Origin of the sequence: Streptomyces sp. NPDC093546 (genome assembly GCF_044765045.1) — a bacterium.
Taxonomy (GTDB): domain Bacteria; phylum Actinomycetota; class Actinomycetes; order Streptomycetales; family Streptomycetaceae; genus Streptomyces.
Genome location: NZ_JBIWJG010000012.1, coordinates 51,599 through 76,977, shown reverse-complemented (window position 1 = coordinate 76,977; position 25,379 = coordinate 51,599). Strand labels below are relative to the sequence as shown.

Below are 25,379 nucleotides of genomic sequence, written 5' to 3'. Positions count from 1 at the left end.
CCGGCCGGGCGCCCGAACCGCGCCACCTGCCGAAACGGTCGGGCGAGGGCCGAACCTACGCGGAAACCGCGCGTAAACCACGCGGAACGTACGCTGACGCCATGCGAAACCGCCCGATCCCCGGCAGTTCCGGTCACGTACGAGCCATGACACTGCTCGGCGAACCGGTGCTGCACACGCCCTGCGAGCCCGTCACCGACTTCGGTCCCGCGCTGTCCCGGCTCATCGAGGACATGTTCGCGACGATGTACGCCGCCGAGGGCGTGGGCCTCGCGGCGAACCAGGTCGGTGTCGGTTTGCGGGTGTTCGTCTACGACTGCCCGGACGACGAGGACGTCCGGCACCTCGGCCACGTCGTCAACCCGCGGCTGGTCGAGGCGGACGGGGTGACGGTGCGGGGCCCCGAGGGCTGCCTGTCGCTGCCGGGGCTGGAGGCGGGCACGGAGCGCTTCGACCACGCGGTGGTGGAGGGCGTGGACGCGCAGGGCGTGCCGGTGCGGGTGGAGGGCACGGGCTTCTTCGCCCGGTGCCTCCAGCACGAGTGCGACCACCTGGAGGGGATGGTGTACCCCGACCGCCTCACCGGCTGGCGCCGCTCCAAGCTCCTGCGCGCGGCCCGCCGGGCGCCGTGGTCGCGGGAGCGCTGACGCGCAGCGGCCTCGCGCTAGAACCCCGGGCCGCCCTCGCGGTCGTCGACCTCCGCCAGGCAGCCCCACAGCAGGTCCGCCAGACCCCGTACCAACTCCGGCCGCGTGCAGGGGCGTTCGCCGAGCCACCAGTCGCCCGCCGCGTGCATCATGCCGACGATGCCGTGGCCCCAGACCCGCGCCAGCGCCTCGTTGCCCGGGCCCAGGTCTATGCGCTCCGCGATCACCTCGGCGAGCTCCTCGCCCATGCGGCGCAGCAGTGGCGCCGAGTGGCGGCCGACGTCGAAGCCCTGCTCCGGCGTCTGGCCGGGCTCCTCCGCCGGGTGCATCAGGAAGCGGTACACCTGCGGCCGCGCCTCGATCGCGGCGAGGTAGGTGTCGAGCGTCGCCTCCACGCGGCGGCGCCGGTCGGCCGGCGCGTCCAGCGCGGCGCGCAGCGCGGCCAGCAGCGCGTCCGTGTGCCGCTTGGCGAGGGCGCGGTACAGGCCGCCCTTGTCGCCGAAGTGGCGGTAGAGGATCGGCTTGGTGATGCCCGCCTCCGCGGCGATGGCGTTCATCGACGCCCGGGGCCCGTCGCGGAGCACCACGCGGTCGGCCGCCTCGAGCAGTTCGCGTCGCCGCTGGTCGGCCGACCGCTGCTGGTCGGTCCGGTGTGTGGTGTCCATAGTGCTTCTCCCCGCCCGTGAGATGTCCTGAGGCTTGCGCAACGTAACACCCGGCCGCGTGCCGCTGCCGGTTGACAGCGGCTACTTACCGGTAACAGACTGCGGTTACCGTTAGTAACACCCTGGGAGGGATCATGGCCGCCGAGTTCACGCTCGACCTCAACGACGACCAGAAGCAGGTCCGTGACTGGCTGCACGGTTTCGCCGAGAACGTCATGCGCCCGGCGGCGGCCGAATGGGACGAGCGCGAGGAGACCCCCTGGCCGATCATCCAGGAGGCGGCCAAGGTCGGCATCTACTCCCTCGACTTCTATGCCCAGCAGTTCTTCGACCCCACCGGCCTCGGCATCCCGATGGCGATGGAGGAGCTCTTCTGGGGCGACGCGGGCATCGCCCTGTCCATCGTCGGTACGGGCCTCGCGGCCGTCGGCGTCCTCGCCAACGGCACCGAGGAGCAGATCGGCACCTGGATCCCCCAGATGTACGGCGACGCCGACGACGTCAAGGTCGCCGCCTTCTGTTCCTCCGAACCCGACGCCGGCTCGGACGTCGCCTCGATGCGTACGCGCGCCGTCTACGACGAGGCCGCGGACGAGTGGGTCCTCAACGGCACCAAGACCTGGGCCACCAACGGCGGCATCGCCAACGTCCACGTCGTCGTCGCCGTCGTCGACCCCGAGCTCGGCTCCAAGGGCCACGCGTCCTTCATCGTCCCGCCGAACACCCCCGGCCTCTCCCAGGGCCAGAAGTTCAAGAAGCACGGCATCCGCGCCTCCCACACCGCCGAGGTCGTCCTCGACAACGTACGCGTCCCCGGCTCCTGCCTCCTCGGCGGCAAGGAGAAGCTGGACGAGCGCCTCGCCCGCGCCCGCGAGAAGGCGGCGAAGGCCGGCAAGGAGGGCGGGGAGCGTGTGAAGAACGCCGCCATGGCCACCTTCGAGGCCTCCCGCCCCGCCGTCGGCGCCATGGCCGTCGGCACCGCCCGCGCCGCGTACGAGGTGGCGCTCGACTACGCGAAGACTCGCGAGCAGTTCGGCCGCCCGATCATCGACAACCAGGGCGTCGCCTTCCAGCTCGCCGACATGCGCACCCAGATCGACGCCGCCCGCCTCCTGGTGTGGCGGGCCTCCTGGATGGCCACCACCGGCAAGCCGTTCACCTCCGCCGAGGGCTCGATGTCCAAGCTGTACGCGAGCGAGGTCGCCAAGAAGGTCACGGCCCAGGCCGTCCAGATCCTCGGCGGCAACGGCTTCACCCGCGAGTACCCGGTGGAGCGCATGCACCGCGACGCCGCGATCTACACCATCTTCGAAGGCACGAGCGAGATCCAGCGCCTGGTCATCGCCCGCACCCTGTCGGGCATGCCGATCCGCTGACGGACGCTCACGCTTCCGCCCCCTCCACCTCGTCGAACAAGCCTGCGGATAGACTCGCCGGGCTCGGCGCACGGGGTACGAGGGGGAGCGCACATGGAACACCCGCGTCAGGACGACCCGGTGCGGATCGGCCCCTACCGCGTGCTCGCAGCCCTCGACCCCGAGACCGCGCGGCCGGCCGTCCCGGAGCACCGCTCCATCGCGCGCAGCGCCTCGGGGGACGACACCGTCATCCTCGCCGTCCCCCGGGCCGACGCCGACCCGGACCGCTGGTGGGCCGAGGCCGAGACGGCCCGCCGCCACACCGCGCCCGGGCTGCTCGGCGTCACCTGGACCGGCCGGGACGGCCGACTCCCGTGGCGCGCCGCTCCGTACGTGCCCGCGCTTCCGCTGCCGTCGGCGCTCGACGCCCACGGCGGTCCGCTGCCGGAGCCGGCCGTCCGCGCCCTGGGGGCCGCCCTCGCCCGGACCCTGGCGGCTCTCCACGACCAGGGGGCCGCCCACGCCGGACTGTCCCCGTCCGCCGTGCTGATCACCGCCGAGGGCGTACGGCTGAGTGCTTTCGGAGCCGTACGCGCGGCCGCGCCCGACGGCGAACGGCGCTGGGGCCTGCCCGGCCTGGAGCCCGGCAGCCTGGCGCCGGAGCAGGGATCCGGCGGCCGGCCCCGGCCACCCGGCGACGTGTACGGCCTGGGCGCCGTCCTGGCGTACGCGAGCACCGGGCACATCGTGCCCGAGAACGCCGAACTCCCCGCTTCGGTAAGGGGCCTGATCGCGGCCTGCCTCGCCCGCGATCCCGCCGACCGGCCGACCGCCCACCAGGTGCACGACGCCCTGGCGTCCGCCGAACCGTCGCCCGAACCGTCCGTCCCGCCCGCGGGCCACCTGCCCACGCTCCTCGACACCGCGGGCCACCTGCCGCCCCTGCCCGCCCGGGTGGTCGTGGCCCTCGCCCGGCAGGCCGCGGAGGTACTCGCCGCCGAAGCCGCCACGACGAACGGGCCCGCCGCGGCCGCCACCATGACCGCTCCCGCTCCGCCCGCGACCGCCCTGGACTGACGCACCCCATGTTCTCGCCGCTCACGCACGACGACCCGCGCCAACTCGGCGCCTACCGCCTCATCGCCCGCCTGGGCAGCGGCGGCATGGGCACCGTCTACCTCGCGCGGTCCCTCACCGGCCGCACCGCGGCCCTCAAGACGATGCACGCCCACATCGCCGGCGACCCCGCTTTCCGTACCCGGTTCCGGCTCGAAGTCGACGCGGCGCGGGTCATCGGGGGCGTGCACGGCGCCCGCGTCTTCGACGCCGACCCGTCGGCCGCGACGCCGTGGATGGCGACGGAGTACCTGCTGGGGCCGCCCCTCGACGAAGCGGTCGCGTCCTTCGGACCGCTCCCCGAACCGGCGGTCCGCGCGCTGGGCGCCGGACTGTGCCGGGCGCTGGCCCGGTTGCACGCCTCGGAGGTGGTCCACCGCGACCTCAAGCCGTCCAACATCATGGTCACCGCCGAGGGCCCCAAGGTCATCGACCTCGGGATCGCGCGGGCGATCGGCGACGACCGTCTGACCCGTACCGGCGCGGCCGCCGGCACCCCGGCCTTCATGTCCCCCGAGCAGGCCACCGGCGAGGAGCACACCCCGGCGGGCGACGTGTTCGCCCTGGCGAGCGTCCTGGTCCACGCCGCCACGGGCCACGGCCCGTTCGGCACCGGGCAGCCCGCCGACATCCTCTACCGCGTCCGCTACGCCGAACCCGACCTGACCGGCGTCCCCGAAGCCCTGCTCCCCGCCCTCACCCGCTGCCTCGCCAAGGACCCCGCCCAGCGCCCGTCCACCATGGAGCTGGCCGCCCAACTCGCGCCCGGGCCAGGAGACTTCGCGGAGCACCTGCCGGAACCGCTCCTCATGGAGATCGCCCGCCGCTCGGCGGCCGTGTGGCACGTGCGTCCCACGCGCCTGCCGCCCCCGGCGTACGAGACGGTCGTCGCACCGGCTCCCACGGGCCGCACGACCGGCCTGTCGCGCCGCCGGCTCCTCGCCCTGGGCGGCGGTTCCGTCGCGGGCCTGGCCGCGACGGGGGTCGGCGCGTGGGCCTGGCTGGGGAACGGGAAGCCCGAAGGGAGCGGCGGCGGGAGCGCCGCGCCGAAGCCGGCGGGCACCGCCCAGACCGGGCCCCGCTGGGAGTCGCTCTGGCAGGTCAAGGCCGAGGGCAGCCCCGACCGCCTGCCGCCCGCCGCGATCCTCCTCAAGGACCTCGTCATCGCCCCCTCCCAGGGCTACACCCTCCAGGGCCTGGACCCCCGCACGGGCGAGGTGCGCTGGGCGGACGGGGATCCGGTGTTCCCTCACCGCGTGGCCGCCGACGGCGAGCACGTCCACGCCCTGGACTACGCCCTCGAGGAAGAGCCACTGAGAGTCGCCACCCTCGATCCCGCGACGGGAAAGCTGACGAACCCGCTCGCGGAACCGACCGACCTGAGCGGTTTCCCCCTCGGCACGCAGCTGCTGTGCGCCGGGCAGGGCGCCGTCTACATGGCCGCGTCCCGGGGCCCCCAGTCCGTGCGGGAGTTCCGCAAGGACCAGGCATGGTTCCTGGCGGCCCTCGACAGCCGTACGGGCAGGAAGCTGTGGGCCAACCCGCTCCCCGCGCGGTCCAACGCCACCGAGCGGCTCCACTTCCTCGCCGCGGAGGTCAGGGGCGGATTCCTCGTGCTCGTACAGCAGTTGGAGCAGGGCGACCTGAATCTGGTCGTGCGCGACGCCGGCACCGGGAAGGCACGCTGGAGCACCCCGCTCGACGGCCCCGGAGCGCCCTTCGCCCGCGCCGTCCTCACCGTGGACGACCAGCACGTCTACCCGGCGGCCGGCGGGCTCCGGGCGCTCGATCTCAGGAGCGGCGCCGTGGTCTGGCACCACGCGGGAGGGACGCCGCAGGCCCGGTTCGGGCCGCCCACCGTGAAGAACGGCGTCGTGTACGCCGTCGAGGGCGGGCGCGGCCTGGTCGCGGTCAGCGCCGCCGACGGGAAGGCGTTGTGGGCGCAGAAAGGCCGTCAGACCGCGGAGACGGAGCTCGCGTACGCGCCCGTCGTCGGCCGCGACGCCGTGTACAGCCCCTCGCCGTCCGGGCTGCTGGCCGCCGACCTCCGTACAGGCGCCGCGAAGGGCACCTTCAAGGCCGCCCCGGCCCGCTACTACGCCCATGAATCCGCCCAGCGGCTCATCGCCGTGGGCCCGTCCTCCGTAGCCGGATACCCGCTGCGATGAACCACGGAGAGCACTGATCACCGCCATGAACCCGCTGGAATTCGGAGACCCGGTCCGCCTCGGCCCGTACCGCCTGCTCGGTGTGCTGGGGGAGGGCGGCATGGGCAAGGTCTACGTCGGCCAGGACGGCGAGGGCCGGGCCGCGGCGGTGAAGGTGCTGCACCCCCACCTGTCGCACGACGAGAACCTCGCCCAGCGGTTCGTCCGCGAGGCGCGGATGGCCCAGGCCGTCTCCAGCCCCGGCGTGGCCAGGGTCCTGGACGCGCGGACGGAGGGCGGGCGCCCGTGGATAGCGAGCGAGTTCCTCACCGGCCCGACCCTGGAGCAGGCGGTCCACGCGCACGGACCCCTCGACGAACCCGCCGTGCGCGCCCTCGCCGAAGCGCTCGCACGCACCCTGCACGACATCCACGCCGCCGGTCTCGTCCACCGCGACCTCAAGCCGGCCAACATCGTGCTGACGTCGGGCGGCCCCCGCGTCATCGACTTCGGCATCGCCCGCCCCGAACACGGCCTCACCCTCACCACCACCGGACAGGTCCCGGTCACCCCCGGATACGGCGCGCCCGAACAGGTCCTGGGGCACCGCGTCGGCCCGTCCGCCGACGTCTTCTCGCTCGGTGCGGTCCTCGTCCACGCGGCGAGCGGACAGCGGGCGTACGAAGGCGCCAACATCGCCGCCGTCCAGTACGAGGTCGTCCACGGCGCCGCGCGCCTGGACCGCGTCCCGGCGGCCCTCGTCCCGCTGATCGGGCCCTGCCTCGCCAAGGACCCCGCGGCTCGGCCGACCCCGCGGGACCTCGTCCGCGTGGCCGCCCCGCCCCGTGGGGCGGACCGCGTCTGGCGGCACGGCCCCATCGCGCAGGACATCACCACGCGCGAACTCGGCCTGCGGACGCTCACCTCGACGGTGCCGGGCGCCGCCGCCCAGGCCCCGCGCTCCGTGTCGCGCCGCCGTCTCCTGACGACGGCCGCGGCGGGCGGCGCCGTGCTCGCGGCGGGAGGCGCGGCGGCCGTCTGGTGGAGCACGAGACCTCGCCGCACCAACGAGCTCTTCGACATCCCGCCCGCCGTGAAGGCGCCGATGGGCCGGCTGCTGGACGCCACGAAGGGGGACTTCGTCATCGGGCAGTCGCCCGAGCCCCTCTGGACGCACAAGGACGCCCTCGCCGAGGAGTCCCCGGGGCCCCTCCCGGTCGGGGACGTCGTGGTGGCCGGCACCGCGGACGGTGGCGTCACGGCGTACGGCGTCGTCGACGGCAAGCGGCGCTGGACCGCGCCCGAGGCCCGGGCCGTGCACCGGTACGCGTCGCTCTCCGACCGGCTGGTGGCGGGGGTCGACGGGGACGGCACGCTCCTGACCTTCGTCGCCTCCACCGGCCAACCGAAGTGGACGGCGCCGGCCGAGGCGTCCTCGATCCTCGGCGTGGACGACGACGCGGTGTACGTGGCCACCGAGGACAACCGGGTGCGTGCCGTCGGCCGTTCCGACGGCCGCCTCCGCTGGACCGTGCGCCTCGACACCGACCTCCGCCGGGAGGCCCAGCCCCGCGGCACCGTGTCCCACGGCCACCTGGCCGTCACCACCAAGGACGGGGACGTCACGGCCCTCGACACCCGCGACGGCCGCACGGTGTGGAACGTACGCCAGGAGTCCGACGAGCGGGTGGAGACCCTGGCGTCGGGCCGCACGCTCTTCCTCTCGGGCCACCGCTTCCGGGCCGTGGACATCACCACCGGCAAGCAGCAGTGGATCGCCGACCTCGCACGGCAGGACGGCACGCCGATGCGGTGGGGTCCGCCGGCGGTGCACGGCGGCCATGTCTACGTGGCCGCGCTGGGCTTCCCGTTGCGCTTCGACGTCCGCAGCGGCAAGACCGTCGAGTGGACCTGGGGCCTCCTCCCGGAGGGCCACCCCCGCACCCCGCTCGTCCTCCAGGGCAACGGCTTCTGGATGATCGAGGTCGACGGGACCAGGACGGAGGCCGGGGTGTCGGTCCGCCACCGCGAGGACAGCACCGGGACGACCTGGGGCTTCCGCGGGCTCCGCAAGCCCGACCGCTGCTGGATGGTGGGCGACGCCTACCGCGTCTTCGTCCGCGACAGCACGACGCTCACCGCGCTCCCCGTCTTCTGAAGACCCGAAGCCCGCGAGGGGAACACCCCCGCGGGCTTCGGGTCTTCAGGGGCTCACTTCACCGAACCCGCCATCACCCCCTGCACGAAGTGCCGCTGGAAGGCGAAGAAGACCACCACCGGCACCACCAGGGACAGGAACGCCCCGGGCGCCAGAACGTCGATGTTCGAACCGAACTGCCGCACCTGCGACTGCAGTTCCACCGTCAGCGGCTGCGATGACGAGTCGGCGAAGAGGAGCGCCACCAGCATGTCGTTCCACACCCACAGGAACTGGAAGATCGCCAGGCTGGCGATGGCCGGCCGGCCCACGGGGAGGACGAGCCGGGTGAAGATGCGCCACTCGCCGCCGCCGTCCATCCGGGCCGCCTCCAGCATCTCGCGTGGGATGTCGGCGAAGTAGTTGCGCAGCAGGAAGATCGCGAACGGCAGTCCGTACGCGACGTGGAACAGCACCACGCCCGGGATCGTGCCGAACAGCCCCAGCTGACCGAAGAGCTTCGCCACCGGCAGCAGACCCACCTGCACCGGCACCACCAGCAGCGCCACCACCAGCAGGAAGATCCAGTCCCGGCCGGGGAACTCCAGCCAGGCGAAGGCGTAGCCGGCCAGCGCCGCCACCACCACGACGAGCACCGTGGTCGGCACCGAGATCAGCACGGTGTTCCAGAAGGCCCGCGTGATGCCCGCGTTGTCCAGCAGCGTCGCGTAGTTGGCGAGCGACAGCTGCCCCGGCTCGGCCAGCGCCGTCCACCACCCACTCGACGCGCTGTCCCGCGCCGAGCGCAGTGACGACAGCAGCAGCCCGGCGACCGGGGTGATCCAGATCAGGCCCACGACGGCCAGGAACGCCTGCACCAGGCCGCTGCCCAGCCACCGGCGCAGCCGGCCGCCGCCCGGAGCCGATACGGTCTGCGCGCTCATGACTGACTCCTCCGGAAGCGGCGGACGTTGAACACCATCGCCGGGATCACCAGCAGCAGGAGCAGCACGCCCAGCGCGCTGCCGAGCCCCTGGTCGTTGCCGCCGCCGAAGGACACCAGCCACATCTGGGTGGCCAGCACGGTGGCGTCCTCCTGCACCGGGCCCGGCGCGATGATGTAGATCAGGTCGAAGACCTTCATCACATTGATCACGAGCGTCACGAAGACCACCGTCAGCACGGGCGCCAGCAGCGGCACGGTGATCCGCCGGAACACCTGCCACTCGTTCGCGCCGTCCATCCGCGCCGCCTCCAGGCAGTCGCGCGGCAGCGACGACAGCCCGGCGCCGATGAGCACCATGGCGAAGCCCGTCCAGATCCACAGGTACGCGCCGATGATCGCCGGGGTGACGAGCGCCGGGCCGAGCCAGGAGACGCCCTCGTACGGCGGCGCGAAGTTCGCCGCGGGCAGGCGCACGGTGTACGCGCCCGGGCCGAGCTCCGCGAGGCGGAACGAGCCGTCGGCGGCCGTGGTCGCGGTGGCGACGGCCTTGCCGTCCCGTACCGCCTCGACCGTCATCCCCGGCAGGCCCCGCTCGGCGGCGTCCACCACGCCCGGGCGCCCCCCGCCGCCGGGTGTGAAGTCCAGGTAGACGGTCCCGCGCAACTCCCGCGGGCCCGGAGCCGGCCCCGCGGACGCGGTCTTCGCCTCCGCCGGCAGTTCCTTGGGCGGTACGCCGACGAGGCCGAGCGCCACCGCCTTGCCGGGCGAGACCGGCTCGGCGGTGCCGTACGAGCCGTCCGGCGCCCGGTCCAGGCCCTGGCCCTCCCGGGGCCGGGCCTTCGGGTAGGAGGAGGATTCCTCGAACACGCCGTGCACGCCGACCACCGCCGCGTTGAGCACTCCCTTGTCGGGGTCCTCCTCGTACGCCAGCCGGAAGATGATGCCCGCCGCGAGGAAGGAGACCGCCATCGGCATGAACAGCAGCAACTTGAAGGCGGTGGCCCAGCGGACCTTCTCCACCAGCACGGCGAGGATCAGGCCGAGCCCGGTCAGCAGCGTCGGCGCGACCACCACCCAGATCGCGCTGTTGCGCAGGGCGGTGAGCGTGGCCGGGGCGCGGAACATCTCCGCGTAGTTGCCGCCGCCGACGAACCGGGTGCCGGACGCGTCGAAGAAGCTGCGCCCGACGGAGAAGACCACGGGGTAGACGACCAGCGCGCCGAGCAGCAGCAGCGCGGGCAGGACGAACGCCGCGGCGATGATCCGCCGGCGCCGCCGGGCGCGGGCCCGGCCGTCCGCGGGCCCGGGCCCGCCCGGCCCGGCCTTGGCGACGGGCGGGGACGGGGGAGGGGAAGGCGAAGGAGCGGTGAGTGTGGTCATGTCGTCAGCCCTTGCCGCCCGCGCCGCCCGACGGGTACGCCTTGGCCGCGGCGGCCTCCAGCGCGGCCGCCGTGGCCGCCGGGTCCTTCGGGTCGCGCAGGAAGTCCTGGAGCAGCTTCCACTCGCCCGCGCCCTTGGTGCCGCCGAACGCCGCCGGAGCCTGGTCCGACATGTCGAAGCGCACCGAGTCCCCGGCCGCGATCAGCGACTTGGCGGTCTCGCGCAGCGTGTCGTCCCCGTACGCGGCGAGGTCCAGTTTCTTGTTGGGGGAGAGGAAGCCGCCCGCCTCGGCCCACGCGGCGGCCGCCTCCGGCGTCGCGAGGAACTCCAGGAACGCCATGGCGGCCTTCTGGTTCTTGCCGTCCTTCAGGACGACCGCCGCGTCACCGCCGCTGACCACCGGCGCCTTGCCGCCCGCGACCGCCGGGAAAGGGAAGAACCGCGCGTCCTCGCCGATCTTCTTCCCGAACTGGTCCTTGGCGATCCCGGCGACGAAGTCGCCCTCGTACACCATCCCGGCCTCCGGCTCCGGGCCGAAGACCTTCTCGACGGAGCCGGGGAAGTCGGTGGCGAGCGCCCCCTTCTGGCCGCCCGAGATCAGCTTCTTGTCGGAGAAGAGCGCGCCGAGCGTGGTGAGCGCCTTGACGACCGTCGGGTCGGTCCACTTGATCTCGTGCCGGGCCAGCTGGTCGTACTTCTCCGGTCCCGCCTGGGAGAGGTAGATGTTCTCGAACCAGTCGGTGAGCGTCCAGCCGTCCTCACCGGCGACCGCGAAGGCCGGCAGACCCGAGTCGGAGACCGCCTGCCCCGCCTTCAGCATCTCCTCGTACGTCTTCGGGGGCGTGACACCCGCCTGCTCGAGAGCCTCCGGGCTGTACCAGACCGTCGACTTGTGCGCGGCCTTGAAGTACAGGCCGTAGAGCTTTCCGTCGACGGAGCCGTACTCCTTCCAGACGGGCGCGTAGTTGGCGTCGACGGACTTCACGGTGGCCGGGGACAGCGGCGTGAGCCACTTCTCCTCGGCGAACTGCCGCAGGACGCCCACCTGGGGGACCATCACCACGTCGGGCGCGTTGCCGCCCTCGATCTTGCTGCCGACGACGGTGGAGACGTTGTCGCCGGTCGAGGTGAACTGCGTCTTCGCGCCGGTCTTCGCGGTGAAGGCGTCCAGCACCTTCTGGAAGTTCTTCTGCTCGGCGCCCGACCACACCCCGGCCACGTCGAGGGTCTGGCCGCTGAGCTCCTTGCTCCCGCCGCCCGCTGCGACCGGGCCTCCGCCGCAGGCGGTCGCGCCGAGCGCCAGGGTGAGGGTGAGGGCCGAGCAGCGGGCGAGCACTGTCCGTCGTCGCGTCATCTCTGTGATCCCTTCGGGGTGGTGGTGTGGTCGTCGCTGATCCACCAGGCGGCGGTGGAGCCGGGCAGGGAGCCGTCCGGGCAGATGCCGCTGGACAGCAGGGGCGCTCCGGCGACCGGGGCGGGCACCGGGGCGGTGGTGAAGTTCACGGCGCAGACCAGGCCGTCGCCGCGTACGAAGGCGAGGACCCCGGGCGGGGTGTCGTCCAGCCAGCGCAGGGTTCCTTCGCCCAACTGCGGCAGTCCGCGCCGCAGTTGGAGTCCCTCGCGGTACAGGTGCCAGAAGGAGCGGGTGTCCGCGAGCGCCCGCTCGGTGGCGTGCTCGGCGAACCAGCCCGGCTGCGGCAGCCACGGCCGCGCGCCCTCGGCCCCGGTGGAGAAGCCGAACGGCGAGGCGTGCCCCGACCAGGGCAGCGGCACGCGGCAGCCGTCGCGGATCCGGGCCCGGCTGCCGGTGCGCCGGAAGATCGGGTCGGTGAGCACCTCGTCCGGCAGGTCCACGACCTCCGGCAGGCCCAGCTCCTCGCCCTGGTAGATGTACGCGGCTCCCGGCAGCGCCAGCATCAGCAGCGCCGCCGCCCGCGCCCGGGCGGCGCCCAGGCCGCTGCCCTCGGTGCCGGACTCGCCGTAGCGGGTGACGGTGCGCACCTGGTCGTGGTTATTGAGCACCCAGGTGACGGTGGAGCCGGTGCCCGCGATGTCGCGGATCGCCTCGTCGATGACCTTGCGGAAGGTGTCGGCGTCCCAGGGCGCGCTCAGCAGGTCGAAGAAGAACGCCTGGTGCAGCTCGTCGGGGCGCACGTACTTGGCGTGCTCGCGCGCGGTCGGTACGGACACCTCGCCGACGAGCAGCCGCTCGCGGCCGTCGCGGGCGGTGTACTCCTCGCACACCGCGCGCCAGGCGCGCCACACGTCGTGCACCTCGGGCTGGTTCCAGGCGAGCGGGTTGACCGAGTCGCGGGTGCGGGCGTCGGCCTCGGGGTCGGGGGAGTCGGGCAGCTCCGGGTGCTTGAAGAGCCCGGCGGCCACGTCGATGCGGAAGCCGTCGACGCCCCGGTCCAGCCAGAAGCGCAGGACGTGGTCGAAGTGGGCGCCGACCTCGGGGTTGCGCCAGTTCAGGTCCGGCTGCTCGGGCGTGAACATGTGCAGGTACCACTGGCCGGGCGTGCCGTCCGCCTCCAGCACCCGGCTCCACGCGGGACCACCGAACATGGCGTGCCAGTTGTTGGGCGGTACGTCGCCGTCCGGGCCGCGCCCCTCGGCGAAGTGGAAGCGGGCGCGGGCCTCGCTGCCGGGGCCGGAGGCGAGCGCCTCGCGGAACCAGGCGTGCTCACTGGAGCAGTGGTTGGGGACGATGTCGAGGAGCACCTTGATGTCGAGGCGGTGCGCGGCGGCGACCAGCCGCTCGAACTCGTCGAGGTCGCCGAAGACCGGGTCCACGTCGCAGTAGTCGGCGACGTCGTAGCCGTGGTCGGCCTGCGGTGACGGGTAGAAGGGGCTCAGCCAGATGCCGTCGACGCCGAGCTTCTTGAGGTAGGGCAGGCCGGCCCGGACCCCGGCGAGGTCGCCGATCCCGTCGCCGGTGCTGTCCAGGAAGCTGCGGACGTACACCTGGTAGATCACCGCGTCGCGCCACCAGTGATGGCTGCTGAGGGCTGTGAGCATCACCCGTTGACCTGTTTCTTCGTGAAGGGGTGCACGCCACCCAGAGCGGGTAGCGGTTATGCATGCATGTTAGGTATCCAGCTCGAGGAAGTGTCAATGAACGTGCAGCAAACAGCGGGTAGCTGGGGGTATATGTCCCGATTTGACCCGCCGAGAAGGGAAGGTCAGGTCCGGATGCTGATACCTAACAGGTATGTAGGAGGCTCGGCGATGCGGCCGTCAGCGGCGGCGGGCGATCGCCGCCAGCTCGCCGGCCAGCCGCCGCACCGCCGCCTCGGGCGTCTGGTGCTGCGCCATCGCGTCGTGCGCCACCGCCTGCACCGCCAGGCTCACCTGCTCGTAGTGCGGGCTCTTCGGGCGCGGCGCCGCCGCGAGCACGCTCGCCCGCAGCGCCGGCAGGTACGGGAACTGCCGCACCAGCGCCGGATCCCGGTACAGCGCCGCCCGCACCGGCGGCAGCGCGCCCTCCGTCAGGACGCGGCGCTGCACCTCCTCGCCGGTCAGGTACGCGATCAGGTCGCGCGCCGACCGCGGATGGCGCGCCTGGGCGCTCACCGCCAGATTGGAGCCGCCCAGCACACTCGTGCCCGGCCCGTCGGGCCCCGGCAGCGGCACCGCGCCGAACTTCCCCGCGACCTTCGACCCCGCCCCGGAGGCGCCGGCGTACGCGTACGGCCAGTTCCGCAGGAACAGCAGCCTGCCGTCCTGGAACGCCTGCCGGGACTCCTCCTCCTTGTACGCCAGGGCCTCGCGCGGAATCCAGCCGTCGCGCACCCCGCGGGCGAGGAACCCGATCCCGGCACGGGCGGCCGCCGAGTCCACGGTGACCCGCTCGCCCTCGTCGCCGAGGATCGCGCCGCCCGCCGAGTACACCGCCTCGGCGGTGTTCACCGTGAGCCCCTCGTACGGCAGGAACTGCCCCGCGTACCCGCCCACCCCGTACCTCGGGGCGATGGTCCGCGCCTGTTGCTCCAGCTCCGCCCAGGTGCGCGGCGGGCGGGCGCCCGCCCGGTCCAGGAGGTCCTTGCGGTAGAAGAGCATCCCGGCGTTGGTGACGTACGGGACGGCGTACAGCTTCCCCTCGTACGTCGCCGTGTCCACCACGGGCGGCAGGAAGCTCTTCAGCGGGAAGCGGTCGCGCTCCAGCGGCGCGATCCAGCCCGCCGCGGCGAACTCGGAGGTCCAGGCCACGTCGATGTTGAGGACGTCGAAGCGGCCCCCGCCCGGCCGCAGGTCCGTGATCATCTGCGCGCGGGTCTCGTCGGCGGAGTCCGGCAGCTCGACGAGCGTGACCCGCTCGCCCGGGTGCTCGCGGTTCCAGCCCTCCAGTACCGGGCCGAGATAGCCCGTGAGGTCCCCGGCCGTGGCCAGCGTCATGGGCCCGCGCCCGTCGCCGCGCACCCCGGCCGCCCGCTCGCCGTTCGCGGGCGCGGCCGAGGCCGCGAACCCGCTCAGGACGACGGCGACCGCGAGGAGCCCCCTACCGGCGGCGCGCATCCACCGCATAGGTTCCTCCTTGAGCACGGCGCCGTACACCTTCGTCCGGCGTCAGGGCATGTATACCCGTTAGGCATGGGCGATACTAGAGCTCACATCACATTGGGAGCACGCGGAGGAGGACGGCACCGGTGCGGCTTCCCCTCCTCGCCCTGCTGGCCCGCGGACCCGCCCACGGCTACGAGCTCAAGCAGGACCTTGAGCAGCTGCTGGGCGCGGCGTACCCTCCCACCAACGTCGGCCAGATCTACGTCACGCTCGGCCGGCTGGAGAAGTCCGGGCTCATCGAGGGCGAGGAGATCGCCCAGGAGAGCCGCCCCAACAAGAAGATCTACCGCCTCACCGACGCCGGGCAGGAAGCGCTGCGCGCCTGGTTCGAGGAGACGGCGGACGAACCGAGGGTCCGGGACGAGTTCTTCATGAAGCTCGCCCTCGCCCCCCGGACCGGCCTCGCCGACCAGATCGCCCTCATCAACAAACAGCGCCGCGAGTACCTCAACACCATGCGCAACCTCTCCAAGCTTGCCGCCACCGAAGACCGCGACAACCGCATCGCCCACCTGCTGATCGAGGGCGCCATGCTCCACCTCCAGGCGGACCTCGACTGGCTGGAGCGCTGCCAGGAGGAGTTGGAGGAGCTGCGGTGACGGACTCCCACGAGATACCCCTGCTGCGCGCCGAGGGCCTCGTCAAGACCCACCACGGCGAGGGCGCGCCCGCCCACGCCGTACGCGGCGTCGACCTGACCGTCCGGCGCGGCGAGTTCGTCGCCGTCACCGGACCCTCCGGCGCCGGCAAGTCCACCCTGCTGCACCTGCTGGGCGGGCTCCAGCGCCCCGACCAGGGCTCCCTGTGGCTCGACGGCGAACGCACCGACGGCTACAGCGAGGCCCGCTGGGCCGTGGAGCGGCGCCGCAGCATCGGCATCGTCTTCCAGTTCTTCAACCTCGTCTCCAACCTCACCGTCGCAGACAACGTCGAGCTGCCCGCCCTCCTCGCCGGCCACTCCGCCCGGCAGGCCCGTGCCGCGCGCGAGAAGCTCCTCGCCGAGCTGGGCCTGGAGGGCAAGGAGCGCTCCATGCCCGGCGAGCTGTCCGGCGGCCAGCAGCAGCGCGTCGCCCTCGCCCGCGCCCTGGTCAACCAGCCCCGCCTGCTCCTCGCCGACGAACCGGCAGGCAGCCTCGACAGCAAGGGCACCCGCGAGGTGATGCGGCTGCTGACCGACTTCCACGGGCGCGGCCAGACCATCGTGCTCGTCACCCACGACGCACGGCTCGCCAGCGCCGCGGACCGGGTCATCAGCTTCTTCGACGGCCGCATAGCCGACGACGCCGCACTCGGCGCCACCCCGCCGCCCCGCACCGGCCGCGGCCTGTCCGGCGTCCTCGAACTGAACGAACTGAAGGACTGACCGGCGTGCGGGCCATGCTGCGCTGGGCGCACGCCGACCTCCGCACCCACCGGGGCGAGGCGCTGTTCATGATCGCCGCGACCGCCGGGATCGTCGCCTCTCTGCTCCTCGCCACCGCGCTCTTCGGCTACGCCACCAACCCCTGGCAGCGGCTCTTCGCCCAGTCGCGCGGCGCCCACGTCTGGATCCACACCGGCCCCGCCGCCGACGCCGCCGAGCTCGCCTCGCTCGACGGCGTCGAGGCGGCCGCCGGCCCCTACCGCACCGCGACCACCACCGTCGCCTCGCGCGGCGCCCGGGCCGCCGTCGAACTGCGCGCCGCGGACCCGCGCCCGCCCGCGACCGGCCGCCCCCTCCTGGCCTCCGGCCGCTGGCTCGACCCCGCCGTCCCGGACGGCGTCGTGCTGGAGTCCACCCTCGCCCGCGCCCTGTGGGCCGAACCGGGCGACCGGATCACCCTGCCCTCCGGCGCCCCCCTCACCGTCGTCGGCGTCGCCGACACCGCCGAACCCCGCTACCGCCCCGGCGAGCGGCCCGGCACCCTGTGGGCGCTGCCGCCCGCCGTACCCGCCGACCGCACCGGCGGCCAGGTCGTCGGCCTGCGGCTCGCCGACCCCGACGCCACCGGCTACGCCGTGCAGCGCGCCGTCACGGCGCTCGGCGCCGGGGCCGTCACCGACGTCTCCACCTGGCAGCAGACCCGCGCCGAGGCGCAGGGCGACACCCGGCTACTCGGCCAGGTCCTCGGACTCTTCGGCCTCGGCGCGCTGATCGCCGCCGCGCTCGCCGTCTTCGGCGCCATCAGCACGCGGGTGCGCGGCCACCTGCGGGACGTCTCCGTCCTCAAGGCCATCGGCTTCACCCCCGGCCAGGTCGTCCGCGTCTTCCTCGTCCAGCACCTCGCCTTCGCGGCGCTCGGCGCGACCCTCGCCACCGTGCTCGTCCAGGCGCTCGGCGCCCGCCTGCCGGGCCGCCTCGGCGACGCGGTCGCGGTCTGGCAGGGCCTGCCCGGCCACACGGCGGCGCTGCTCGCGGTGCCCGTCGCGGCGGTGCTCTTCATCGGCGCGGCGACCTGCCTGGCCGCCTGGCGCGCGGGCCGCGTGGAACCGGTACCGGTCCTGCCCACGGGCGCGGCCCCCGGGGCCGGTCTTTCGCGCGCCACCCGCGCGGCACTGGGGCTCGGCGTGCCGGCCGCGCTCGTCCTCGGCTGGCACCAGGCCTTCGGGCGCGGGCGGCGGGCCCCCGCCACGATCGGGCGGCTCGCGCTGCCGCTGCTCCTGATCATCGTGGCGCTCGGCGCCTGGACGACCATCGAGCGCTTCGACAGCCGCCCCGAGCAGCTGGGCCTCGCCGCCGCGCTCACCGCACGCCCCGACGCGGGCCTCACGGACCGCGAGGCGGCCGCGCTCCTCGCGGCGCACCCCGCCGTCCGGGCCGCGCACCCCGGCCTGGAAGTCGCCGCCCTCGTCCCCGGCCAGACCGGCACCATCGCCCTGCGCGGCCTCGGCACCCGCGCCGCGCCCTACCCGTACTCCATCGCCGAGGGCCGCCCGGCGCACGGCCCCGACGAGGCGGTGGCCGGCCAGGGGCTGCTCGACCTCCTCGGCGTACGCGTCGGCGACTGGGTCCGCGTCACGGTCGGCGGCCACCCGCAGGTGCTGCACCTGGTGGGCCGCAGCATCGAACCGGAGAACGGCGGCCGGGTCATCTCCACCTCGCTCGACACCCTCCGCGAGAACGACCCCGCCCTGCGCGCCACCCTCTACCAGCTCCAGCTGGGCCCCGGCGCCGACCCGCGCGCGGTCCGCGCCGAACTCGCCGCCGCCTCCGAAGGCCGCCTCGACGTCCACGAGGTCACCACCCCCGCCGACCGGCTCTCGGCGCTGCGGGGCGTCGTCGTCGGCCTGATCGCCGTGCTGGCCCTGATCGGCCTCACCGAACTGTCCACCGCGATCGGCGGCAGCCTGCGCGACGGCGAACGCGACCTGCTCGCCCTCAAGGCCATCGGCCTGTCGCCGCGCCAGATCGCGGCGGTCACCGTGACGGCCATCGGCTGTACGGCGCTGGCGGCCACGCTCCTCGCGACCGCCCTCGGCGTGCCCTTCGCGCACTGGCTCATCGACCACGAGGCGCACGCCACCGGCATCGGCGCGGGCATCGCCCACGCCCCGCCCCCGCCGCACCTCGCGGCCCTCGCCGCGGCCGCCGTGCTCGGCGCGGTCGCCCTCACCGCCCTCCCGGCGGCGCGCTCCGCCCGCCACCGCCTGGCGGACACGCTGAGCGCGGCGGCGTGACGGGCGGGCCCCGGGCGCGTCAGCGGTGCACGAGGTCCCGGACCTGTCCGTAGACCACCGGGTCGGTGCCCAGGGCGCTGTGCCCGAGGCAGGCCGTTCGGGTGTTGGCCGCGCCGCTCAGGGCGACGCTGCTGTCCGGGTTGATGAAGCCGTCGCACGGCGACCACCAGGTGGCGTGCCGTACCCCGTCCGGGGTCTCGTCGCCGGAGTTGAGCGCGGTGAGGAAGGAGGAGCCGATGCGCATCTCCGTACACGAGGTGTCGTAGCAGGAGTCGGCGGCGTCGGTGCCGTGGTTGGGTCCGCCGAGGGAGACCCAGGCGTCGATCTTCGAGCTGCCGCCGAGTTCCTTGGCGTAGTGGCGGCTGGAGAGCCCGCCCATCGAGTGGGTGATGACGTCGACCCGGCTCGCGCCGGTCTCCGCGAGCAGCCGGTCGACCTGGGCCGAGACCTCCCGCGCGGTGGTGGCGTTGGACTGGCGCCAGTCGTAGCTCCACTGCCGCAGGTGGGTGGAGGGCCAGCCGTCCGCGCGGAATCGGTCCGCCATGGTGTTCCAGTACGAGCCGGACGAGTTGTACCCGTGCACGAACAGCACGGGGTGCCGGGTGGGCGTGGCGGAGGCGGTGGCGGCGTCGGCCGGGACGGCGGTGCTCAGGCCGAGCAGAGTGCCCACGACGGCGACGCGAAGCGACAGCAGGTACTTCTTCATGACCTACCTCGGTGAGGGTCGCGTGGGGGGCGCGAGAGGAGGTTACTGGCAGGTAGCCGGAAGAAGTCAATGGTGCTGCACGAACCCGTGCGCGAACCCCGAGCCCGGGTTTGTCGCGTCACCTGCTCGCGGTCATCCGTCGCGGTCGCCCGGCCCACGGCACGGTGCTGTACTGGGAGAACGGAAACCCCGCTGAGAGGGGGCGCCATGCACCGCTCCTCGCCCCGCAGCCGGACTACCGCCGTACTGGCCTCGGCCGCCGCCGTTCTGGGCCTCGCCACCCTGGCCCCCACCACGGCGCAGCCCGGCAACCCGGATCCCCGGCAGCGCGGACCGGTCGTCCTGCGCGTCATCGACGGCGACACCGTCGAGGTACGCGGTGACGGCCGGGTCATCCCCAACGGCGAGATCGCGCGCGTACGCCTGCTGGAGATCGACACCCCCGAGCGCGGCGAGTGCTTCAGCCGCCAGGCCACGGCCCGCACCGCCGAACTGCTCCCCGTCGGCAGCAGACTGCGCACGGAACGCGACGTCGAGCTCAAGGACCGCTTCGACCGGTACCTGCTCTACGTGTGGAACGAGAAGGACGTCTTCGTCAACGAGTCCCTCGTCCGCAGCGGCCACGCCACCAAGGTGCTGTTCGAGCCCAACGACAAGTACTGGCCCACGATGACCAGGGCCGAGCAAGCCGCCCGCCAGACCGGCGCCGGCCTGTGGTCCGCCTGCCCGACCCCGACCCGCTGACGCGCGTCAGGCCGTCGGCAGCGCCGCCTCGATCGCCGCGACCAGCTCCGGCGCCTCCGGCTCGGTGCGCGGACGGAACCGGCCGACCTCGCCGCCCGGCGCGACGAGGAACTTCTCGAAGTTCCACTGCACGTCGCCCGCCTCGCCGTCCGCGTCCGCCGCCTTCGTCAGCTGGACGTAGAGCGGGTGCCGCCCGTCGCCGTTGACGTCCGTCTTCTCCAGCAGCGGGAACGTCACGCCGTACGTCGCCGAGCAGAACGTCGCGATCTCCTCCGCCGTGCCCGGCTCCTGGCCCGCGAACTGGTTGCACGGCACGCCCAGCACCGTGAACCCCCGGCCGCCGTACCGCTGCTGCAGCCGCTCCAGCCCCTCGTACTGCGGCGTCAGACCGCACTTGGACGCGACGTTGACGATCAGCACCGCCTTGTCCTTGTACTCGGCGAGGCTCGTCGGCTCGCCGGACAGGGTGCGCAGCGGGATGTCGTACAGGGACATGGGAGCTCCTCGCGGGGTGGAGAGCGGGCACGGTACGGACTCCATGAAAGCAGCCCGGCCGCCGCCGCCCTGCCCCGGCCCGGCCGGGCCCGCTCACCCGTGTCACGTCCAGTCGGCGAGGCGGAAGACACCGAGCATGTCGTGGGAGCGCGGGTCCGCGTCGGCGAACGGGTAGAAGGACGCCTCGACGCCGACCCAGCCGCGGAAGGTGCCCGCGTCGTCGATGATCTGCAGTATCGGCTTCACGTGCGAGTTGCCCGTGTAGCAGGTCCGGCCCTGCTCCAGGGCCAGGCAGGTGCACCAGTGCCACAGGGTGTCCCGCCGGTCCTGGGGGGACAACGACTGCAGGTAGTACTGGATGGAGGTGACGTTCGCCGGAGTGCCGCCGCCGTGGTTCGGGCAGCCGCCGGTCGCCTGGCAGGCGCGTGTCGACGCCGGCTGGAGATGCGTCAGGCACCAGGTCGTCCGCACACAGGTCTGGAACGACCGGTGCTGGAACAGGCCGCCCGCGGTGGTCACCTGGTCGTGGGCCCAGGTCTGTCCCTGGAGGTGGAGCGGGGCCGGGTGGTCGCGCACGGCCGTCATCGCCTGACGGGTGGTCAAGGGGGCGTTGCTGCCGTAGCCGTAACCGGTCGTGGCGTCGGTGGCGTACACGAAGGACAGCCGGGCCAGCGTCGACGTGGTCTCCACCGCCCACTTCTCCGTCCTGGGCGGGGTGGTGTCCCAGAGGATCCAGAGCACGGGCGTCGACCGGCCGTCGACCGTCTCCGTCTGCAGCTGGTACCTGCCCGAACCGACGTCGGTGGGCTCGGCGGCGAACCCACCCGCCGTCTGGATCTCACAGGTGCGGACGAGCGTGGCACTCGTGGACGGGGACGTGGTGGAGCAGGAGTCGTCCGGCACGGTTCCCGTGCCGACCCGCGCGCGCGGCTCCGTGTGGTCCCACCGGTGTATGCGGGCGGCGACCGTGCCGTTGGCCGCGTCGAAGGAGTACGTGCCCAGCCGCACCCGGTTGGCGCGGGAGGTGGCGGTCATGTGGCCGACGGCGACGACGAAGTTCACCTTGCCGCCGGGGAGTTGCCGGGCCGCCTGTGCCTGCGCCTGCGCCGGGACGGCGGACGCCGGCAGCGCGAGCAGTGAGAGAGGCACGAGAGACGCGAAAAGCGCGAGGAAGAGGACACGAAGTCTTCGCAGCATGACCTGCACGATCCAGAGCCGGGGCGGAGGGAAGGACCCGGGGTCCGGCCGGTGCCGCCGCGCTCCGGCGGCGACATCGATCGGCTCGGCCCACCGCGTCCCTGGCCCAGATACTGCCGCATGTGATCGTTTCGCCCACGCATCACACGTCGTGTCGGCCCGCGGACCTCAGTGGCGCCGGAACAGCCCCTCCTGCACCACCGACACCAGCAACCGCCCCTCGCGGTCGTAGATCCGCCCGCGCGCGAGACCCCGCCCGCCCGTCGCGATCGGGGACTCCTGGTCGTACAGGAACCACTCGTCCGTACGGAACGGCCGGTGGAACCACATCGCGTGGTCCAGCGACGCCATGTCGAAGCCGCGCGGCCCCCAGAGCGGCTCGACCGGGATGCGCACCGCGTCGAGCAGGGTCATGTCGGAGGCGTACGTCAGCGCGCACGTGTGCACCAGCGGGTCGTCGCCCAGCGGGCCCACCGCGCGCATCCACACCGCGCTGCGCGGGTCCGCCTCCTTGACCTCCTCCTGCGTCCAGCGCAGCCGGTCCACGTACCGGATGTCGAAGGGCTGGCGGCGCGCCATCCGCTCCAGCGCCTCCGGCAGCGCGCCCAGGTGCTCGCGGATCTCCTCCGCGACCGAGGGCAGCGACTCCGGCGGCGGGAAGTCCAGACGCGGCGGCAGCTGGTGCTCGAAGCCCGCCTCCTCCGGCTGGTGGAAGGAGGCCGTCAGGTTGAAGATCGTCTTACCGCGCTGGATCGCCGTGACCCGGCGGGTGGTGAACGACCGGCCGTCCCGCACCCGTTCGACCTGGTACACGATCGGCAGGCCCGGGATGCCCGGCCGCAGGAAGTACGCGTGCAGCGAGTGCACCGGCCGGTCGCCCTCCGTCGTGCGGCCGGCCGCGACCAGGGCCTGACCGGCGACCTGGCCGCCGAAGACCCGCTGCAGGGACTCCTGCGGGCTCGCGCCACGGAAGATGTTGACCTCGATCTGCTCCAGGTCGAGCAGGTCGACGAGTCGCTCGGCGGGGTTGGTCATACGGGGTCCTCCTACAACTGGCCGACGTCGGTGACGCGCACGATCGCCCGGCCCTCCTCGTCCGAGGCCGCCAGGTCCACCTCCGCGCCGATGCCCCAGTCATGGTCGCCCTTGGGGTCGGCGAAGGTCTGCCGGACGCGCCACAGTCCGTGGGCCGGGTCCTCCTCGATGGAGAGCAGCTTCGGGCCGCGCGCGTCCGGGCCGGTGCCGAGCTCGTCGTACTCCTCCCAGTACGCGTCCATCGCCTCCTCCCACGCCTCCGCGTCCCAGCCGGACTCGGCGTCCAGCTCGCCGAGTTCGTAGAAGCGGTCCAGCGCCGCCAGCTCGACGCGGCGGAACATCGCGTTGCGCACGAGCACCCGGAAGGCGCGGGCGTTGGCCGTGACCGGCTTGACCTGGTCGGCCTTCTCCTGGGCCTCCTCGGCGGTCTCCACCTCCGGGTTGGCCAGCTGCTCCCACTCGTCGAGCAGCGAGGAGTCCACCTGCCGCACCATCTCGCCCAGCCAGGCGATCAGGTCCTCCAGGTCCTCCGTCTTCAGGTCGTCCGGGATGGTGTGGTCGAGCGCCTTGTACGCGGACGCCAGGTAGCGCAGCACGATGCCCTCGGTGCGCGCCAGCTCGTAGTGGGACGTGAACTCGGTGAAGGACAGCGCCCGCTCGTACATGTCCCGGATGACGGACTTCGGCGAGACGGGGTGGTCGCCGACCCACGGGTGGGACTTCTTGTACGTGTTGTACGCGTGCCACAGCAGCTCTTCGAGCGGCTTCGGGTACGAGATGTCCTGGAGCCGCTCCATCCGCTCCTCGTACTCGACGCCGTCCGCCTTCATCGCGCCGACCGCCTCGCCGCGCGCCTTGTTCTGCTGGGCGGCGAGGATCTGGCGCGGGTCGTCCAGCGTCGACTCGACCACCGACACCATGTCGAGGGCGTACGACGGGGACTCCGGGTCCAGCAGCTCGAACGCCGCCAGCGCGAAGGTGGACAGCGGCTGGTTGAGCGCGAAGTCCTGCTGGAGGTCGACGGTGAGCCGGATCGTACGGCCCTCGGCGTCCGGCTGGTCCAGCTGCTCGACGACCCCGCCGTCCAGCAGCGAGCGGTAGATCGCGATGGCGCGGCGGATGTGCCGCAGCTGGTTCTTGCGCGGCTCGTGGTTGTCCTCCAGGAGCCGGCGCATCGCCTGGAAGGCGTCACCGGGCCGGGCGATCACCGACAGCAGCATGGTGTGCGTCACGCGGAAGCGGGACGTCAGCGGCTCCGGCTCGGAGGCGATCAGCTTCTCGAAGGTGTTCTCCGTCCAGCCGACGAAGCCCTCCGGCGCCTTCTTGCGGACCACCTTGCGGCGCTTCTTGGGGTCGTCGCCCGCCTTCGCGAGGGCCTTCTCGTTCTCGATGACGTGCTCGGGCGCCTGCGCGACCACGAACCCGGCCGTGTCGAAGCCCGCGCGCCCGGCCCGGCCCGCGATCTGGTGGAACTCACGGGCGCGCAGCGTGCGCACGCGGTTGCCGTCGTACTTGGTGAGCGCCGTGAACAGCACGGTGCGGATCGGGACGTTGACGCCGACGCCGAGGGTGTCCGTGCCGCAGATCACCTTCAGCAGACCGGCCTGCGCCAGCTTCTCCACCAGGCGCCGGTACTTGGGCAGCATGCCCGCGTGGTGGACACCGATGCCGTGCCGGACGTACCGCGAGAGGTTCTTGCCGAACTTGGTGGTGAAGCGGAAGTTCCCGATCAGTTCGGCGATCTTGTCCTTCTCCTCGCGCGAGCACATGTTGATGCTCATCAGCGACTGCGCCCGCTCGACGGCCTGCGCCTGCGTGAAGTGCACGATGTAGACCGGCGCCTGCTTGGTCTCCAGCAGCTCGGTCAGCGTCTCCGTGATGGGCGTGAGCCGGTACTCGTACGACAGCGGCACCGGCCGCGTCGCCGAGCGGACCACCGAGGTCGGGCGGCCGGTGCGGCGGGTCAGGTCCTTCTCGAACATCGAGACGTCGCCGAGCGTCGCCGACATCAGGACGAACTGCGCCTGCGGCAGCTCCAGGATCGGGATCTGCCACGCCCAGCCCCGGTCCTGCTCGGCGTAGAAGTGGAACTCGTCCATCACGACCTGGCCGATGTCGGCGTCCTTGCCGTCGCGCAGCGCGATGGAGGCCAGCACCTCGGCCGTGCAGCAGATCACGGGCGCGTCGGCGTTCACGGACGCGTCGCCGGTGAGCATGCCGACGTTCTCGGTGCCGAAGAGCTTGCACAGGTCGAAGAACTTCTCCGACACCAGGGCCTTGATCGGCGCGGTGTAGAAGGTCACCTGGTCGTTCGCGAGCGCGGTGAAGTGCGCACCCGCCGCGACCAGGCTCTTTCCGGAGCCGGTGGGGGTGGAGAGGATCACGTTCGCCCCCGAGACCACCTCGATCAGCGCCTCCTCCTGGGCCGGGTAGAGCGTGATGCCCTGGCCCTCGGCCCATGACGAGAAGGCCTCGAAGAGGGCATCGGGGTCGGCGTCGGGCGGCAGCTGATCGATAAGGGTCACGCCCCCATCTTGCCTGGCGGACCCCCCTGAGTGGGAACCGGCCACCGGTACGAAGATCACA

20 protein-coding genes are annotated in these 25,379 nt (G+C 73.1%); 9 read left to right on the top strand and 11 right to left on the bottom strand.

Annotation, left to right across the window (positions count from 1 at the left end):
* The first annotated feature begins 101 nt into the window (after nt 1-101).
* On the top strand, nt 102-647 hold the full coding sequence (gene def, locus ACIRNI_RS24370; protein WP_403554247.1) for a peptide deformylase: 546 nt from the start codon (nt 102-104) through the stop codon (nt 645-647).
* 17 nt (nt 648-664) lie between these two features.
* Here the strand turns inward: def and ACIRNI_RS24365 are convergent, their stop codons facing one another.
* Nucleotides 665-1,312, bottom strand: a complete 648-nt coding sequence (locus ACIRNI_RS24365; protein WP_403554245.1) for a TetR family transcriptional regulator — start codon at nt 1,310-1,312, stop codon at nt 665-667.
* Between the two features lie 134 nt (nt 1,313-1,446).
* Between ACIRNI_RS24365 and ACIRNI_RS24360 the strand changes: the two genes are divergently transcribed.
* The 4 genes from ACIRNI_RS24360 to ACIRNI_RS24345 all read left to right on the top strand — a co-directional run bounded on the left by ACIRNI_RS24360 (nt 1,447) and on the right by ACIRNI_RS24345 (nt 8,091).
* Nucleotides 1,447-2,688 (top strand): acyl-CoA dehydrogenase family protein, encoded by a 1,242-nt coding sequence (locus tag ACIRNI_RS24360; protein ID WP_403554243.1) that lies wholly within the window; start codon nt 1,447-1,449, stop codon nt 2,686-2,688.
* Between the two features lie 93 nt (nt 2,689-2,781).
* Complete coding sequence (locus tag ACIRNI_RS24355) at nt 2,782-3,747, top strand: serine/threonine protein kinase (protein ID WP_403554241.1); 966 nt, start codon at nt 2,782-2,784, stop codon at nt 3,745-3,747.
* An 8-nt stretch (nt 3,748-3,755) separates the two neighbouring features.
* On the top strand, nt 3,756-5,954 hold the full coding sequence (locus ACIRNI_RS24350; RefSeq protein ID WP_403554239.1) for a PQQ-binding-like beta-propeller repeat protein: 2,199 nt from the start codon (nt 3,756-3,758) through the stop codon (nt 5,952-5,954).
* A 25-nt stretch (nt 5,955-5,979) separates the two neighbouring features.
* Complete coding sequence (locus tag ACIRNI_RS24345; RefSeq protein WP_403554237.1) at nt 5,980-8,091, top strand: serine/threonine-protein kinase; 2,112 nt, start codon at nt 5,980-5,982, stop codon at nt 8,089-8,091.
* A gap of 53 nt (nt 8,092-8,144) precedes the next feature.
* On the opposite strand, the gene ACIRNI_RS24340 is transcribed toward ACIRNI_RS24345, so the two are convergent.
* The 5 genes from ACIRNI_RS24340 to ACIRNI_RS24320 form a co-directional block, all read right to left on the bottom strand.
* Entirely contained in the window at nt 8,145-9,014 is an 870-nt protein-coding gene (locus tag ACIRNI_RS24340; protein WP_355365201.1) for a carbohydrate ABC transporter permease, read from the bottom strand.
* Complete coding sequence (locus tag ACIRNI_RS24335; protein WP_403554235.1) at nt 9,011-10,396, bottom strand: carbohydrate ABC transporter permease; 1,386 nt, start codon at nt 10,394-10,396, stop codon at nt 9,011-9,013. Before ACIRNI_RS24335 ends, ACIRNI_RS24340 begins: the two co-directional genes overlap by 4 nt.
* A 4-nt stretch (nt 10,397-10,400) precedes the next feature.
* Complete coding sequence (locus ACIRNI_RS24330; protein WP_403554233.1) at nt 10,401-11,750, bottom strand: ABC transporter substrate-binding protein; 1,350 nt, start codon at nt 11,748-11,750, stop codon at nt 10,401-10,403.
* Nucleotides 11,747-13,414 carry a glycoside hydrolase family 13 protein gene (locus tag ACIRNI_RS24325; RefSeq protein WP_403554231.1) on the bottom strand — a complete coding sequence of 556 codons (1,668 nt, stop codon included), beginning with the start codon at nt 13,412-13,414 and terminating at the stop codon, nt 11,747-11,749. The genes ACIRNI_RS24330 and ACIRNI_RS24325 overlap by 4 nt, the downstream gene beginning before the upstream one ends.
* 219 nt (nt 13,415-13,633) lie before the next feature.
* Nucleotides 13,634-14,920, bottom strand: a complete 1,287-nt coding sequence (locus tag ACIRNI_RS24320; RefSeq protein WP_403554229.1) for an ABC transporter substrate-binding protein — start codon at nt 14,918-14,920, stop codon at nt 13,634-13,636.
* A gap of 122 nt (nt 14,921-15,042) precedes the next feature.
* Here ACIRNI_RS24320 and ACIRNI_RS24315 point away from each other — a divergent pair, with 122 nt between their 5' ends.
* From ACIRNI_RS24315 to ACIRNI_RS24305, 3 genes are read left to right on the top strand one after another with little or no spacing between them, the layout of a single operon-like run.
* On the top strand, nt 15,043-15,558 hold the full coding sequence (locus ACIRNI_RS24315; protein ID WP_355365215.1) for a PadR family transcriptional regulator: 516 nt from the start codon (nt 15,043-15,045) through the stop codon (nt 15,556-15,558).
* Nucleotides 15,555-16,322, top strand: a complete 768-nt coding sequence (locus ACIRNI_RS24310; protein WP_403554227.1) for an ABC transporter ATP-binding protein — start codon at nt 15,555-15,557, stop codon at nt 16,320-16,322. Before ACIRNI_RS24315 ends, ACIRNI_RS24310 begins: the two co-directional genes overlap by 4 nt.
* A gap of 5 nt (nt 16,323-16,327) precedes the next feature.
* On the top strand, nt 16,328-18,616 hold the full coding sequence (locus ACIRNI_RS24305) for an ABC transporter permease (protein WP_403554225.1): 2,289 nt from the start codon (nt 16,328-16,330) through the stop codon (nt 18,614-18,616).
* Between the two features lie 19 nt (nt 18,617-18,635).
* Here the strand turns inward: ACIRNI_RS24305 and ACIRNI_RS24300 are convergent, their stop codons facing one another.
* Complete coding sequence (locus ACIRNI_RS24300) at nt 18,636-19,322, bottom strand: esterase/lipase family protein (protein WP_403554223.1); 687 nt, start codon at nt 19,320-19,322, stop codon at nt 18,636-18,638.
* A gap of 207 nt (nt 19,323-19,529) precedes the next feature.
* Here ACIRNI_RS24300 and ACIRNI_RS24295 point away from each other — a divergent pair, with 207 nt between their 5' ends.
* Nucleotides 19,530-20,066 carry a thermonuclease family protein gene (locus ACIRNI_RS24295; RefSeq protein ID WP_403554221.1) on the top strand — a complete coding sequence of 179 codons (537 nt, stop codon included), beginning with the start codon at nt 19,530-19,532 and terminating at the stop codon, nt 20,064-20,066.
* Between the two features lie 6 nt (nt 20,067-20,072).
* On the opposite strand, the gene ACIRNI_RS24290 is transcribed toward ACIRNI_RS24295, so the two are convergent.
* From ACIRNI_RS24290 to ACIRNI_RS24275, 4 genes are all read right to left on the bottom strand, one after another.
* Nucleotides 20,073-20,561, bottom strand: a complete 489-nt coding sequence (locus ACIRNI_RS24290; RefSeq protein ID WP_403554219.1) for a glutathione peroxidase — start codon at nt 20,559-20,561, stop codon at nt 20,073-20,075.
* Nucleotides 20,562-20,663: 102 nt separating this feature from the next.
* The gene (locus ACIRNI_RS24285; RefSeq protein ID WP_403554217.1) at nt 20,664-21,710 is read right to left on the bottom strand and encodes a hypothetical protein; all 1,047 of its coding nucleotides are present in this window, start codon (nt 21,708-21,710) and stop codon (nt 20,664-20,666) included.
* A 216-nt stretch (nt 21,711-21,926) separates the two neighbouring features.
* Nucleotides 21,927-22,793 carry an acyl-CoA thioesterase gene (locus ACIRNI_RS24280; RefSeq protein ID WP_403554215.1) on the bottom strand — a complete coding sequence of 289 codons (867 nt, stop codon included), beginning with the start codon at nt 22,791-22,793 and terminating at the stop codon, nt 21,927-21,929.
* 11 nt (nt 22,794-22,804) lie between these two features.
* A complete protein-coding gene (locus ACIRNI_RS24275; RefSeq protein ID WP_403554213.1) occupies nt 22,805-25,378 on the bottom strand; it encodes a DEAD/DEAH box helicase in 2,574 nt (857 codons plus the stop codon).
* Nucleotide 25,379 lies beyond the last annotated feature (1 nt).

Coding starts and splice junctions, on each gene's coding strand:
- ACIRNI_RS24320 (WP_403554229.1), bottom strand. CDS start 14,920: ATGCGGTGGATGCGCGCCGCCGGTAGGGGGCTCCTCGCGGTCGCCGTC.
- ACIRNI_RS24360 (WP_403554243.1), top strand. CDS start 1,447: ATGGCCGCCGAGTTCACGCTCGACCTCAACGACGACCAGAAGCAGGTC.
- ACIRNI_RS24300 (WP_403554223.1), bottom strand. CDS start 19,322: ATGAAGAAGTACCTGCTGTCGCTTCGCGTCGCCGTCGTGGGCACTCTG.
- ACIRNI_RS24295 (WP_403554221.1), top strand. CDS start 19,530: ATGCACCGCTCCTCGCCCCGCAGCCGGACTACCGCCGTACTGGCCTCG.
- ACIRNI_RS24325 (WP_403554231.1), bottom strand. CDS start 13,414: ATGCTCACAGCCCTCAGCAGCCATCACTGGTGGCGCGACGCGGTGATC.
- ACIRNI_RS24365 (WP_403554245.1), bottom strand. CDS start 1,312: ATGGACACCACACACCGGACCGACCAGCAGCGGTCGGCCGACCAGCGG.
- ACIRNI_RS24330 (WP_403554233.1), bottom strand. CDS start 11,750: ATGACGCGACGACGGACAGTGCTCGCCCGCTGCTCGGCCCTCACCCTC.
- ACIRNI_RS24345 (WP_403554237.1), top strand. CDS start 5,980: ATGAACCCGCTGGAATTCGGAGACCCGGTCCGCCTCGGCCCGTACCGC.
- ACIRNI_RS24335 (WP_403554235.1), bottom strand. CDS start 10,396: ATGACCACACTCACCGCTCCTTCGCCTTCCCCTCCCCCGTCCCCGCCC.
- ACIRNI_RS24280 (WP_403554215.1), bottom strand. CDS start 22,793: ATGACCAACCCCGCCGAGCGACTCGTCGACCTGCTCGACCTGGAGCAG.
- ACIRNI_RS24350 (WP_403554239.1), top strand. CDS start 3,756: ATGTTCTCGCCGCTCACGCACGACGACCCGCGCCAACTCGGCGCCTAC.
- def (WP_403554247.1), top strand. CDS start 102: ATGCGAAACCGCCCGATCCCCGGCAGTTCCGGTCACGTACGAGCCATG.
- ACIRNI_RS24290 (WP_403554219.1), bottom strand. CDS start 20,561: ATGTCCCTGTACGACATCCCGCTGCGCACCCTGTCCGGCGAGCCGACG.
- ACIRNI_RS24340 (WP_355365201.1), bottom strand. CDS start 9,014: ATGAGCGCGCAGACCGTATCGGCTCCGGGCGGCGGCCGGCTGCGCCGG.
- ACIRNI_RS24355 (WP_403554241.1), top strand. CDS start 2,782: ATGGAACACCCGCGTCAGGACGACCCGGTGCGGATCGGCCCCTACCGC.